Here is a 13,285-nt window from a genome sequence, read left to right on the forward strand (position 1 = left end):
TACACAGATCCCATGGCCGTTCTGCATGCCGCTGGCGCACCCCTTACGACCAGCGGATACACCCTGCTGATCGCCGACGACCCCACCCAGGTCGCGGCCGCGCAACGCCTGCGTCACCAGGTGTTCGCCACCGAGCTCGGCGCCACCCTCCGCCCGGGCGAGGTCGGGTTGGACGTGGACCCCTTCGACGCCCACTGCGACCACCTCATCGTCCGCCAGGAGAGCACCGGCGAGGTGGTCGGTACCTACCGGCTGCTGCCGCCCGGCCGCACCAACCGGCGGTACGCCGAGGACGAGTTCGACCTCGCCGCGCTCGACGCGCTCCGTGACGTCCTGGTCGAGGCGGGCCGGTCCTGCGTGCACCCGGATCACCGCTCCGGCGCGGTGATCAACCTGATGTGGGCCGGTATCACCCGTTACCTGCACCTGCGAGGCTCGCGCTGGCTCGGCGGCTGCGCCTCGGTGCCGGTGGCCGACGGCGGTCGCGCGGTCGCCGAGGTGTGGGCACAGGCCCAGGCCCGGCACCTGGCGCCGCCGCCGCTGCGGGTCCGCCCGCTGCGGCCCTGGTTCGCCGAGCCGACCGCCCTCGTTGATCCGGCGACCACCGTCCCCAGCCCGGCCGGCCGGGCCCTGGTGCCGCCGTTGTTGCGCGGTTACCTCCGGCTCGGCGCGTGGATCAGCGGTGAGCCCTCGTACGACCCCGACTTCGGGGTCGCGGACTTCTACGTGCTCTTCTCGCTCGACCGGATGAACCCGCGCTACCTGCGGCACTTCCTGGGCGGGGTGGAGCGGTGACCTCCGTGTCGGATGACCTGTGGCGGCCCTCCTCCGGCTGCGACGAGGAGTGCCTGCCGGCGGCCGGCGAGGTGCCCACGGTGCCGGTGCCCCGCCGGGTCCTTCGGTTGGTCGCCGCAGCCGGCATGCTGCTGGCCGGGGCGGGCCTGGCGGTGCTGCTGCCCGTGCTGCCGGCACCGGAGCGGCAGGCGGCGGTGCGCGGTTGGGCCCGGGGCACCGCGCGGGCGTTCGGCGTCCGGCTGGTGATCCGGGGCCGGCTGCCCCGGCGGCGCGCACTGCTGGTCGCCAACCATGTCTCGTGGCTGGACATCCTCGCGGTGCTGGCGGTCGCGCCGACCCGGATGGTGGCGAAGCGTGAGGTCCGCTCCTGGCCTGTGCTCGGCCTGCTGGCCGCGGCGGCGGGCACGGTCTTCGTGGACCGGTCCCGGCCGCGGGCGCTGCCAGCCACCGTGCGCCGGGTGGCCGACGCGCTGCGCGCCGGCCGGCCGGTTGCGGTCTTTCCGGAGGGTACGACCTGGTGCGCCGGGGACGGCGCGTCCGACTGCCGTCCCGGCGGCGGGTTCCGGCCCGCGATGTTCCAGGCGGCCATCGACGCGGGCAGCCCGGTGGTGCCGCTGCGGCTCGCCTACCGGTGCGAGGTCACCGGGACGGCCACCACGGCAGCCGCCTTCCTCGGTGCGGACACCCTGCTGCGCTCGATGGCGCGGGTGGTCGCGGCGCGGGAACTGGTGGTCTCGGTGACGATCGCCGCCGCGCTGCACCCGGCCCGCGACGCCGACCGGCGGTTGCTGGCCCGGGCCGCCGAGTCGGCCGTACACCTGCGGCCCGTGGCGGGTGGCGCGACGCGGGGCCGGCTGCACCCGGTGCCCACCTTGACGGTCGTCGCGCCGCCCGCATCCGCGCCCGCGCTGACGCCGGACGCCGGCCGGGAGCTGGACCTGGCGGCCTGATCATCCACGCCACGGGGTGGACGCCGCTCCGCCCGGCGGCCTGACAACTGGCGGCAGTCTTGTGCTGTCGCGATGTATCGCGTTACTGTCTCGTTGTCGGACGCGCGTCGGCGCGTCGTCGAGGGGAGAACGCGATGACCGGATGGACGGTCGACAGCCCGCAGCGGCTCACCGTGGACGGCCCGGTCACCCGGCTGGACGTCCGCCTGGTGAGCGGGCGGCTCAACGTGGTCGCCACCGACGGCCCGACCCGGATCGACATCACCCGGGTCGGCCGGCGGCCCGTCCTGATCACCCACTCCGACGGCCGGCTCACCCTCCGCCAGGAGCGCGGTCGGGGCTGGGCGGACGCCCTGCGGTGGCTCCGGTCGCTGACCCGCTACCCGAAGGTGGACGTCTCCGTCGCAGTGCCCGCCGACGTCCTCGCCGACCTCCGCCTGGTTGCGGGCTCGCTGGTCGCCTCCGGGTTGCGACGGGAGACCACGGTCGACGTGACCGCCGGCCAGATCACCCTGATGGGGCTGCGCGGCAGCACCTCCGCGAAGATCACCTCCGGGCCGGTGGAGGCGCTCGGGGTGGGTGGTGACCTCACCCTGGAGACGGTCTCCGGGGAGGTGATCCTCGCCGACAGTGCCGCCGACCGGGTGCACGCCCAGACCGTTTCCGGAGCTATCACCTGCGACCTGGACAACCCCCGGGGCAGCGAGATCCGGCTCACCACCATCTCCGGCAGCATCACGGTGCGGGTCCGGGAGGACAGCGACCTCGATGTCCGGCTGCACACCGCCTCAGGCCGGATCACCAGCGGGTTTCCCCAGGTGCGGACCTCGACATTCCCGCTGGCCAACAGCGAGGGGGTGCTCGGCGCAGGCGAGGGTAAGCTCTGGGCTTCCGCCACCTCGGGCAGCATCGCGCTGCTCGCCCGGCCGGTGCGCGACGACGAGAAGGAGCTGCCGTGACCGCCGTGTTCAGCCACGGCCGGCTCCGGCTCTACCTGCTCAAGCTCCTCGACGACGGCCCGAAGCACGGCTACGAGCTGATCCGCCTCCTGGAGGACCGGTTCCTCGGGCTGTACGCCCCCAGCGCCGGCACCATCTACCCCCGGCTCCAGCGGCTGGAGGCCGAAGGGCTGGTCAGCCACACCGCCGCGGGCGGCCGCAAGACGTACGGCATCACCGACGCGGGCCGCGACGAGCTGCGCCAGCGCGACGGCGAGCTGGCCACCCTGGAGGCGGACATCGCCGCCTCGGTGGCGGACCTCTCCACCCTGGCGGGCGAGATCCGCAGCGAGGTGAGCGGCTCGGTGCGTGACCTCAAGCGGGAGCTCAACGCGGCAGCCCGGCAGACCCGGCGTACCCGGTGGGAGCCTGCGGCGCCTCCCCCTCCGCCGCCGCCCGGTCCGGCGTCGGCCAATGGGCCGAGCGCGGCCCTGCTCGACGAGTTCGACCAGCGGCTGGCCGCGTTCACCGCCGAGGTGGGCCGGCTGGCGCGGGCCCGGCAGTTCAGCGACACCCAGGTGCGGACCGCGATCCGACTGCTCGACGGCGCGCTGGACGGGCTGCGCCGGCTGCTGCGCTGACCGTCGTCGCCCGCCGGGCAGAGGTGGCGGCAACGACTCACAGGGTTTTTGCAGGAAGTGTCCAGCGCCGACGCAGTGAGGTCACCGATGATGGGCACATGCCCGCTACCCAAACCGAGGCGCGACTGCTCGTCGTCGAGGACGACCCGAACATCCTCGAACTGCTCTCCGCAAGCCTGCGCTTCGCGGGGTTCGACGTGGCCACCGCGACCAGCGGCAGCGCGGCCCTGAATGCCGCCAAGGATCACCGGCCCGACCTGGTGGTGCTCGACGTGATGCTGCCGGACCTGGACGGCTTCGAGGTCATCCGGATGCTCCGCGAGGGCGGTACGCGTACCCCGGTGGTCTTCCTGACCGCCCGGGACGCCACCGACGACAAGATCCGTGGGCTGACCCTGGGTGGCGACGACTACGTCACCAAGCCGTTCAGCCTGGAGGAGTTGACCGCCCGGATCCGGGCCGTGCTGCGCCGCACCACCACGGGGGAGCAGGCCCCGTCCCGGCTCACCTTCGCCGACCTGGAGTTGGACGAGGAGACCCACGAGGTGCACCGGGCCGGGCAGCGGGTGCAGCTCTCGCCGACCGAGTTCAAGCTGCTGCGCTACCTGATGCTCAACGCCAACCGGGTGCTGTCCAAGGCGCAGATCCTGGACCACGTCTGGAACTACGACTTCCGCGGCGACGACAACATCGTCGAGTCCTACATCTCCTACCTGCGGCGCAAGGTCGACACCACCCAGCCCCGGTTGATCCACACCCTCCGCGGCGTCGGGTACGTGCTGCGCAAGCCAGCGGCGTGAACGCGGTCCAGCAGGCGAAGGGACGGCTGCGGGGCGTACCACTGCGGTTCAAGCTGGTCACCTCGGTGCTGGCGCTCGTCGCTGTCGCACTGCTGGTGATCAGCTCGCTGACCGCCTACTTCCTCCGCAACTACCTGGTGGGCCAGGTGGACGGGCAGATCAGGTCGACCGCCCAGGGTCTCGGTCAGCTGCTCCCAAAGCTGCGCAGCGGTGAGATCAACGCCATGCTGCCCAGCGACTACGTCGTGACCCTGGCCGACGACCAGCGGGTGTACCGGGCGATCTACGACGACATCAGTCTCGACCCCGAGCAGTTGCCCACCTTTCCCGCCAGCCGTGCGGGCTTCGCGGACCTGGAGGGGGAGCCGCGGACCGTCGTGTCCCACGACGGCCAGACCCGGTGGCGGGTGTACTACGCCGCCCAGCGCGACGGCTCGGTGCTGGCGGTGGGCCAGCCGCTGACCGAGGTGGACCGGGCGGTGAAGCAGCTCGTCTGGATCGACCTCCTGGTCGGCGGTGCGGTGCTGATCATGCTGGCCTCGATCGGCGCGGCCATCGTGCGGACCAGCCTCAAACCGCTGGTGGAAATCGAACGGACCGCCGCGGCCATCGCCGGCGGTGACCTGACCCGCCGGGTGCCCGACCCGGAGGAGGGGCAGGAGTACCCCACGTCCGAACTGGGCCGGCTCTCCCGTGCGCTGAACGCGATGCTCGCCCAGATCGAGGCGGCGTTCACCGCCCGGGCCGCCTCGGAGACCGCCGCCCGCTCGGCCGAGAGCACCGCGCGGGACGCGGCCGCTGCCGCCCAGGCGTCCGAGGCGCGGGCCCGGCGCTCGGAGGGGCGGATGCGGCAGTTCGTCGCGGACGCCTCGCACGAACTGCGTACCCCACTGACCACCATCCGCGGCTTCGCCGAGCTGTACCGGCAGGGCGCAGCCCGGGCACCGGAGCAGACCGCCGGCCTGCTGCGCCGGATCGAGGACGAGGCGGCCCGGATGGGGCTGCTGGTGGAGGACCTGCTGTTGCTCGCCCGACTGGACCGGGAACGGCCACTCTCGCTCGCCCCGGTGGAGCTGCCGGTGCTCGCCTCCGACGCGGTGCACGCCGCTCGGGCGATTGCGCCGGACCGGCGGATCGAGCTGGAGATCGAGCCCGGCTCGGGCCCCCTCGTCGTCTTCGCCGACGACGCGCGGCTGCGTCAGGTGATCGGCAACCTGGTCACCAACGCGCTGACCCACACCCCGCCGGACGCCGAGATCAAGCTGCGGCTGCGCGCCGAGCCGGGGAACCTCGCGGTGGTGGAGGTCGCCGACACCGGTCCGGGCCTCTCCCCCGAGCAGACGGAACGGGTGTTCGAGCGGTTCTACCGGGCCGACGCGGCGCGCACCAGGCGGGCCGACGGCAACACCGGCACCGGCCTCGGCCTGGCCATCGTGGCGGCGCTGGTCGCCGCCCACCACGGCTCGGTGGAGGTGGCCGAGACCCCCGGCGGCGGGGCCACGTTCCGGGTCCGGCTGCCTCAGGCGCCCCAGGTCGACGAGACGGGCGAGTGACTTTCAGCCAACTTCCAGGACGGATCCAGCTTGATCGCAGTGGCCGGGGAGAAGGTAGTGGCATGACCGAGTTCGAGTCCGACCCGCAGCGCCGGCCGGCCGCCACCGACGCCGAGCCGTCGCACCCCACCGCCGAGCTGCCGCGCGACGAGCGCGCGCAGTCCGACTCCCCGACCACCCCTGTTCCGGTCGTGTCGACCACCGAGGACGCGGCGACCACAGCCGTCACCCCGGCCGTGCCAGCCGCCGCCTCCGCCGGCCAGCCGGCCAGCGCGCCGCCGGCCGTTGGGCAGCCGACCGGGTACGAGCCCGGCCAGCCGGCCAGCGCGCCACCGGCCGTTGGGCAGCCGACCGGGTACGAGCCCTCGGCCGCCACCCCCTCCGCGCCGCCGTACCCGGTCTCCGGGCACCCGGCGCCCGGCCAGCACGGCTACCCGCAGCCGACCGCCGGCCGGTACCCCGGCTCTCCCTGGTACCCGGGCCAGCACCAGTCCGGCTGGGCCGGCGGGGGCCAGCCGGGCGCGGCGTACCAGCAGCACCAGCACCAGCAGCAGCACCCGGGGCAGCCGGTGCCGCCGTGGGGTCCGCAGGCCACGCCGCCCGGCACCGGGCCCCGGCCGGGCCGGATCGCCAAGTTCGCCGGCGCCGGTGTCGCGGTGTTCGCCCTGATGCTCGGCTCCGGCGTGGCGGGCGGGTCGCTCGCGCTCGCTCTCGACGACGACGGTGGCGGTGTCACCCGCACCTACTCCGCGGCCCCGGTGCTCAACAGCGCTGACCTGCCGAAGATCGCCGCCGCCGTGCAGGACAGCGTCGTCTCCATCGCCACCGACAGTGGCGAGGGCTCCGGCGTGGTGCTCAGCGCCGACGGCTACGTGCTCAGCAACAACCACGTGGTCGCCTCCGCCAGCGGGGACACCGTGCAGGTGGTCTTCGCCGACGGCAAGACCGCCGAAGCGAAGATCATCGGTACCGACCCGAAGACCGACCTGGCCGTGGTGAAGGCCAACGGGGTCTCCGATCTCAAGCCGGCCACCTTCGGTGACAGCGACGGCATGCAGGTCGGCGACCAGGTGCTCGCCCTGGGCAGCCCGCTCGGCCTGCAGGGCTCGGTGACCGCCGGCATCCTCAGCGCCCGGGACCGCACCATCCGGGCTGGCGAGGGTCAGCAGCAGGACCCGAGCCAGCAGGGCCAGGCGGTCAGCTCGATCTCCGGCCTGCTCCAGACCGACGCCCCGATCAACCCGGGTAACTCCGGTGGCGCCCTGGTCAACACCCGGGGCGAGGTGATCGGCGTCAACACCGCCATCGCCACCTCCGGGCAGAGCACCGGCAACATCGGCGTCGGGTTCGCCATCCCGAGCAACAAGGCCAAGGACGTCGCGGGCAAGCTCCAGCGCGGCGAGAAGGTCAGCCACCCGTCGCTCGGGGTCGGCGTCAACCAGGCCGAGGGCGGCGGAGCCCTGGTCGCGTCGATCACCGCGGGCAGCCCCGCCGAGAAGGCCGGCTTCCAGCGGGGTGACGTGATCACCCGGTTCGGCGACAAGGCGGTCAACGACTCCGACGACCTGGTCGGCGCGGTGCAGGCCGGCAAGGTCGGCGACCGGGTCGAGGTGCAGTTCAAGCGGAACGGCGCCGAGAAGTCGGCAACCGTGACGCTCGCCGAAACGTCCTAACCGATATCTGAACCTGCCTCCTCCCTCCGGCGGCGGGTGGCGGGGCCAAGGGGGTTGGCTCCGTCACCCGCCGCTCTTTTCCGCCCTGACGGCGGTTCACCCGGATCGGGTGAACCGCCGTCACCCGTGCGCCCGGCACGTTCGGAAGGCGAGCCCGCGACCGTATGGGGGGTGGATGCCATGAGCACGGCGACGGATGTCCGCGACGACCAGCGGATCCAGCGCGACGTCCTGGCCGAGCTGGCCTGGGACGCGCAGCTGCAACCGAACGAGATCGGCGTGACCGTCGACCAGGGGGTGGTCACCCTGACCGGATTCGTCGACGGCGCCGCCCGCAGTTGGGCGGCGACCCGCTGCGCGCAGCGGGTCCGTGGGGTGCGGGCGGTAGCCGACGAGATCGAGGTGCGGCTGCCGGGCACACCGGGGCGTACCGACGCCGAGATCGCCATCGCCGCCAGTCGGGCGCTGGAGTGGGACAGCTTCGTGCCGGCCGAGCGCCTGGACGTGACTGTCGCCAACGGCTGGCTGATGCTCCGCGGCGAGGTCGAGTTCGGCTGGCAGCGCCGCGCTGCCGAGGGGGAGCTGCGCCGGCTGGACGGCGTACGGGGGATCACCAACCTGGTCGAGGTGCGACCGTCGGCGCCGCCGGTCGCCGAGCGGCTGCGGCGCGACGTACAGCGCGCGCTGCTGCGTACGCTCGGCGCCGACCGGGTGACCGTCGAGGTGGACGGCGACACGCTGGTCCTGGCCGGGGTGGTCCACTCGTGGTGGGAACGCGACCAGGTCGAGCGGGTGGCCTGGTCCGCGCCGGGGGTGCGGGTGGTCCACGACCAGCTCCTGGTCGGCGGTTGAGCGTCCGTCTTTGTCCGGTTTACCGGAGACGCCGTGGGGAAACCGCCGCAGACCATGCCGGCGGCGACGCTCGACCGGGGATCAACGGGGAGGACTCGTGGTTGTGAACCACCCGCCCGCCGACCGCCCTCCGGAGCGGTCGTTGCGCATCGCGATGGTGGTCCCGCCGTGGCTGTCCGTACCGCCGCCCGGCTACGGCGGCCTGGAACAGGTGGTCGCAGGCCTGGTGGACGCGCTGACCGGGCACGGCCACGCGGTAACCCTGTTCGGTGCCGGCGTCGAGCACGGCACCGCCGCCGGCGGCTTCGTCTCCACCGTTCCCGAGGTCCAGTACGAGCGGCTCGGCGAGTCACTGCCGGAGCTGGCCCACCTGGCCCGGGTGAACCAGATGATCACAGCGGCGGACTTCGACGTGATCCACGACCACACCACGATCGGCCCGCTGGTGGCCGGCCGCCGGGCCGTGCCGACGGTGGCGACCGTGCACGGCAACCCGGTGGGGGAGTACGGCGACGTGCTCGGCGAAGTCGACCAGGGGGTCGGACTGGTGGCCATCTCGCACGCCCAGCGCCGGCTCAACCCGCTCCTGCCCTGGGTCGGTACGGTGCACAACGCGTTGGACATCCGGGGCTTTCCACGCAAGACCGCACCCGGTCCCGGGCCGGTGCTGTGGTTGGCCCGGTTCAGCCCGGACAAGGGCCCGGACTTCGCCATCCGGGCGTGCCGAGAGGCCGGGGTGCCGCTGCTGCTGGCGGGCAAGTGCAATGAGCCGGCCGAGCGCCGCTACTACGAGCAGGTGGTCGAGCCGCTGATCGGCGACGACGTCAGGGTCGTGTTCAACGCCGGCCGCGCGGAGACCCTGCGGATGCTGGTCGACGCCCGATGCCTGATCATGCCGATCCAGTGGGACGAGCCGTTCGGCATGGTGATGTTGGAGGCGATGGCGACCGGCACACCGGTGGTCGCACTCGACCGGGGCGCGGTGCCGGAGCTGGTCCTTCCCGGGGTGACCGGGCTGGTGTGCGAGCGGCCGGAGGACCTGCCCGAGGCCCTGCGGGCGGCGAAGCAACTGGACCCGGAGGACTGCGTGGCGCACGTCGCGGAGAACTTCTCGACCGAGCGCCTGGCGTCCGGCTACGAGGAGGTCTACCGACGGGTCGTCGCCGGCCGGCACGACGTCCGCGAGTCGGCCGGGGTCGCGGTCCGCTGATCAGCCTGCCCCGGTGCCGTTGTGGCCGCGGTCAGACCCGGGCCGCGCCCAGCTCGGCGATGGCGGCGTCCAGCCGCTCCGCGTACGCCGGGCTGATGCCGCCCTCGCCCAGCCGGACGGCGACCTTCTCGCGCAGCCGGGCCACCGGCGGAGCCAGCTCGTCCCGGCCGGAGCCGACGGCCGCGGTCAGGTTGCGCAGCTCGTTGCGCAGGTCGAGACCGACGTCGGGGCGGATCTCCCCGGCGTCCAACCCGGCGCCGATCAGCCCGTTGAGCCGGTTGGCGGCCTCCACCAGCGTGCCCGGCTCCGAGGTGGGCGAGCCGGTGCTCGACCGCGCCGACGGTGACGCGGCCGGGCCGGACGGCTCGCTGATCGACGGATCGTTCGACGCGGACGCCGACGGACCAGCCGAAGGCTGCGTCCGTGGCGCTGGCTGCCGATCGTCGGGCAGCAGGGCCGCGACGGCCAGCGCCACACCGACCGCCAGGATGGCCGGAACCAGCAGCAGGGCCGGCCGGCGACGCGACCGGCCCGGCCCACCGCCGGCCGGTCCCGCCTCCGGTGCGGCCGGTTCCGCCGCCGCCCCGCCGGTTTCGGTCGCCACGGTGTCCGGCACCGAGGGGGCCGGGGGCGGGGTCAGCGTGGGCACCCGGATGGTGGCCGTCGGCGGGTCGGCCGGCAGCAGCTGGTCGCGCAGCGCGGTGGAGACCTGCCGGGCGGTCGGCCGGTCGGCCGGATCCCGGGCCAGGCTGCGCAGGCAGATCCGGGCCACGATCGGCGGCAGCTCCGGCACCTCGGCCAGCGTCGGCGGCGGGCCGCCCGCCAGCGCTGCGCTGAGCTGCTCCCAGGTGTCCGCCGGGTACGGGACCCGGCCGGTGAGCGCCTCGTGCAGCAGCACGCCGAGCGAGTACACGTCGGTGGCCGGCTGGGCGGGCGCGCCGTCGAGCCGTTCCGGTGCCACGTATGCCGGAGTCCCGAAGGTGCCGCCGTCCTCGTCCTCGTCCGGTGCCCCGATCCGGGTGGCGATGCCGAAGTCGAGCACCTTGACGCCCACGTCGGTCATCATCACGTTGGCCGGGGTGATGTCGCGGTGCACGATGCCGAGCCGGTGCGCGGCGGCCAGCGCGTCCGCGATCTGCGCGCCGACCTGGACCGCCTCGGCCCACGGCAGCGGCCCCTCGGTGAGCCGCAGCTTCAACTCCTCGCCGCTGAGCAGCTCCATCACGACGAACGAGGTGATGGAACCGTCCGGGTCGACCGTCTCGCCGTAGTCGTGCACCGAGGTCACGTGCGGGTGGACCAACTGGGCGGCGGCCCGGGCCTCCTCGCGCACCATGCCCCGGAACCGGGCGTCGGCGGCCAGCGACGGGGCGAGCACCTTGAGCGCGACGACCCGGTCCAGCACCTCGTCCCGGGCGCGCCAGATGACCGACATGCCGCCGGCGCCGACCTGGTCGATGAGCCGGTACCTGCGGGCCAGCAACCGGCCCGGATGCAGTGCTGCCTTCACGGATCGCACCTGCCTCGGGGTGGGAGCGGTATCAGGTTGCGCGAATGTGTCCGGCCTGTCAACGCCGTCGTCGATGAGTGGCCCTGTCGTGCGCCGCCCCCTCCCGCGACGGCGGCCGACCGGTCGGCGGCGGGCCCGTGCCAGGATGAGTGGTATGGCGGGGGGACCGGTGGCGTTCGTACTCGGCGGCGGGGGAGTGCTCGGCGCGGTCGAGGTGGGCATGTTGCGTGCCCTGTTCCGGGCCGGCATCCAACCCGACCTGGTGCTCGGCACCTCGATCGGCGCGGTCAACGGCGCGTTGGTCGCCGCCGACCCGTCGGAGGCGGTGACCGACCGGCTGGTCCGGCTCTGGGCCTCGCCGGAGGCCAGCGAGGTGTACGGCGACTCGGTCGCTCGGCAGGTGCGCCGCTTCGCCGCCCGGACCCACCTGCACTCGCCCCGACCGCTGCGCCGCCTACTCGAATCCGAGTTGGGGGTGGACACCACCTTCGCCGACCTGCGGGTGCCGTTCCGTTGCTGTGCCGCGCACATCGAGCGGGCCGCCGAGCACTGGTTCGACAGCGGTCCGGTGGTGCCGGCGGTGCTGGCGTCGGCCTCGGTGCCCGGCCTGCTTCCGCCCACCGAGATCGACGGAGCGCACTATGTGGACGGTGGCATCGTCAACTCCATCCCGATCGGCGAGGCGGTGGCCGTCGGGGCCCGCCAGATCTTCGTCCTCCAGGTGGGCCGGATCGAACGGGAGCTGACACCGCCCCGGCGTCCGTGGGAGATCGCGCAGGTCGCGTTCGAGATCTCCCGCCGGCACCGGTTCTTCCGCGAGATGGCCGCGCTGCCCGAGGGGGTGGAGGTGCACGTCCTGCCGACCGGGGGGCTGAACCCGCGCGACGACACCCCGTGGGCGTACCGGGACATGGCGGCGGTGGGGCGGCGGATCAGCCGGGCGTACACCGCCTCCCGGCACTACCTGGCCACCCACGTGGTGCGGTGATGCCGTTGCCCCCCAGGTGGCTGCGCCGGCTGCTGTTCGCCCCTGCCGTGGTGCTGCTCGCGGTCGCCGTGGTGACCACGCTGCCGGTCTGGGCGCTGGTCGCCGCGGCCGCCTCCCCCCTGGTCCGGGGCCGGTTGCGCCCGCTGCGACTGCTCTGGATCGGCTGCGTGTACCTGGTCTGGGACGCCGCCGCGCTGCTCGCGCTCTTCGTGCTCTGGGTCGTCTCCGGCTTTGGCTGGCGGACCCGGTCGCCGGCCTTCCAGCGCGCGCACTACGTGCTGGCGGGCTGGTTCCTGCGGGTGCTGTTCTGGCAGGCCCACTGGACGCTGCGGTTGCGCATCGACGTGGTGGGCACCGACCCCGACACCGCCCTGCCCGGCCGGCCTGAGCTGGTGCTCTGCCGGCACGCCGGGCCTGGCGACTCGTTCATCCTGATCCACGGGCTGGTCAACTGGTTCAACCGGGAGCCGCGGATCGTGCTCAAGGACAGCCTCCAGTGGGACCCGGCGATCGACGTGCTGCTCAACCGGCTGCCCAACCGGTTCATCGCGCCGACGCCGGAGCGCGGCGAGGAGACGGTACGCCAGGTCGGGCACCTGGCCACCGGCCTGGACGACAACGACGCCTTCGTGATCTTCCCGGAGGGCGGCAACTTCACCCCCAAGCGCCGGCTGCGCGCCATCGCCCGGCTGCGCTCCCTCGGCCTGGAGCGAATGGCCCTGCGCGCGGAACGGATGCGGCACGTGCTCGCCCCGCAGCCCGGTGGGGTGCTCGCCGCGCTGGACGCCGCCCCGGACGCCGGGGTCATCTTCGTCGCCCACACCGGGCTGGACCGGATGGTCACCGTCGCCGACGTGTGGCGCGAACTGCCGATGGACAAGCGGATCGTGATGCGGTTCTGGTCGGTGCCGCCGGAGGACGTGCCGACCGGTCGGCAGGAACGCATCGACTGGCTTTATGACTGGTGGGCGCGGATCGACACCTGGATCACGGCCAATCGGGAGGTCGCCGCGTAGGGTGCGGACGTGGACCAGATCTGCGTGGTGACGACGGTGGTGGATGCGCGTTCGGTCGCCGACGTGCTGGCGGCCGCGGCCGTCGCCGGACGGCTCGCCGCCTGCGCCCAGGTCGGCGGTCAGGTGGACAGCACCTACTGGTGGCGGTCCGGGGTGGAGACCAGCACCGAGTGGTCGGTGCAGTTCAAGACCGCGCCGGACCGGCTCACCGCGCTGGTGGACCAGGTCCGGGCCAGCCACCCGTACGAGGTGCCGGAGATTCTGGTGTCCAGGGTGGAGAGCGGCGATCCCGGCTACGCCACCTGGGTACACGAGCACACGCGCCCCTGAGTACGCGCACTCTGGGCGGGCACCCCGGC

Annotated in this window: 13 protein-coding genes; 12 read left to right on the forward strand and 1 reads right to left on the reverse strand. The window is 73.6% G+C overall.

Annotation, left to right across the window (positions count from 1 at the left end; all coding sequences use genetic code 11):
* Positions 1-12: 12 nt before the first annotated feature.
* The 9 genes from OG990_RS34755 to OG990_RS34795 all read left to right on the forward strand — a co-directional run bounded on the left by OG990_RS34755 (position 13) and on the right by OG990_RS34795 (position 9,412).
* Positions 13-795, forward strand: coding sequence for a GNAT family N-acetyltransferase (locus OG990_RS34755; RefSeq protein WP_406078400.1), 783 nt, complete (start codon positions 13-15; stop codon positions 793-795).
* Positions 792-1,745, forward strand: a complete 954-nt coding sequence (locus OG990_RS34760) for a lysophospholipid acyltransferase family protein (RefSeq protein ID WP_406078401.1) — start codon at positions 792-794, stop codon at positions 1,743-1,745. Before OG990_RS34755 ends, OG990_RS34760 begins: the two co-directional genes overlap by 4 nt.
* Positions 1,746-1,879: 134 nt before the next feature.
* Positions 1,880-2,704 (forward strand): DUF4097 family beta strand repeat-containing protein, encoded by an 825-nt coding sequence (locus OG990_RS34765; RefSeq protein WP_328419970.1) that lies wholly within the window; start codon positions 1,880-1,882, stop codon positions 2,702-2,704.
* The gene (locus tag OG990_RS34770; RefSeq protein ID WP_406078402.1) at positions 2,701-3,324 is read left to right on the forward strand and encodes a PadR family transcriptional regulator; all 624 of its coding nucleotides are present in this window, start codon (positions 2,701-2,703) and stop codon (positions 3,322-3,324) included. The genes OG990_RS34765 and OG990_RS34770 overlap by 4 nt, the downstream gene beginning before the upstream one ends.
* A 98-nt stretch (positions 3,325-3,422) precedes the next feature.
* Positions 3,423-4,124 carry a response regulator transcription factor gene (locus tag OG990_RS34775; protein ID WP_030336721.1) on the forward strand — a complete coding sequence of 234 codons (702 nt, stop codon included), beginning with the start codon at positions 3,423-3,425 and terminating at the stop codon, positions 4,122-4,124.
* Positions 4,121-5,677: an ATP-binding protein gene (locus OG990_RS34780; protein ID WP_406078403.1), complete on the forward strand. Its 1,557-nt coding sequence runs from the start codon at positions 4,121-4,123 to the stop codon at positions 5,675-5,677. Before OG990_RS34775 ends, OG990_RS34780 begins: the two co-directional genes overlap by 4 nt.
* A 62-nt stretch (positions 5,678-5,739) precedes the next feature.
* The gene (locus OG990_RS34785; RefSeq protein WP_406078404.1) at positions 5,740-7,350 is read left to right on the forward strand and encodes a trypsin-like peptidase domain-containing protein; all 1,611 of its coding nucleotides are present in this window, start codon (positions 5,740-5,742) and stop codon (positions 7,348-7,350) included.
* Positions 7,351-7,530: 180 nt separating this feature from the next.
* A complete protein-coding gene (locus OG990_RS34790; RefSeq protein WP_406078405.1) occupies positions 7,531-8,202 on the forward strand; it encodes a BON domain-containing protein in 672 nt (223 codons plus the stop codon).
* 154 nt (positions 8,203-8,356) lie between these two features.
* Entirely contained in the window at positions 8,357-9,412 is a 1,056-nt protein-coding gene (locus tag OG990_RS34795; protein WP_406081973.1) for a glycosyltransferase family 4 protein, read from the forward strand.
* A gap of 31 nt (positions 9,413-9,443) precedes the next feature.
* Here OG990_RS34795 and OG990_RS34800 read toward each other — a convergent pair whose 3' ends face one another.
* The gene (locus tag OG990_RS34800) at positions 9,444-10,922 is read right to left on the reverse strand and encodes a protein kinase domain-containing protein (protein ID WP_406078406.1); all 1,479 of its coding nucleotides are present in this window, start codon (positions 10,920-10,922) and stop codon (positions 9,444-9,446) included.
* Between the two features lie 154 nt (positions 10,923-11,076).
* Here OG990_RS34800 and OG990_RS34805 point away from each other — a divergent pair, with 154 nt between their 5' ends.
* From OG990_RS34805 to cutA, 3 genes are read left to right on the forward strand one after another with little or no spacing between them, the layout of a single operon-like run.
* A complete protein-coding gene (locus OG990_RS34805) occupies positions 11,077-11,910 on the forward strand; it encodes a patatin-like phospholipase family protein (protein WP_386987287.1) in 834 nt (277 codons plus the stop codon).
* Positions 11,910-12,926: a 1-acyl-sn-glycerol-3-phosphate acyltransferase gene (locus tag OG990_RS34810; RefSeq protein WP_406078408.1), complete on the forward strand. Its 1,017-nt coding sequence runs from the start codon at positions 11,910-11,912 to the stop codon at positions 12,924-12,926. Before OG990_RS34805 ends, OG990_RS34810 begins: the two co-directional genes overlap by 1 nt.
* Before the next feature lie 9 nt (positions 12,927-12,935).
* Positions 12,936-13,256 (forward strand): divalent-cation tolerance protein CutA, encoded by a 321-nt coding sequence (gene cutA / locus OG990_RS34815; protein ID WP_328419954.1) that lies wholly within the window; start codon positions 12,936-12,938, stop codon positions 13,254-13,256.
* Positions 13,257-13,285 lie beyond the last annotated feature (29 nt).

Source organism: Micromonospora sp. NBC_00858, from assembly GCF_045207365.1.
Lineage (GTDB): Bacteria > Actinomycetota > Actinomycetes > Mycobacteriales > Micromonosporaceae > Micromonospora.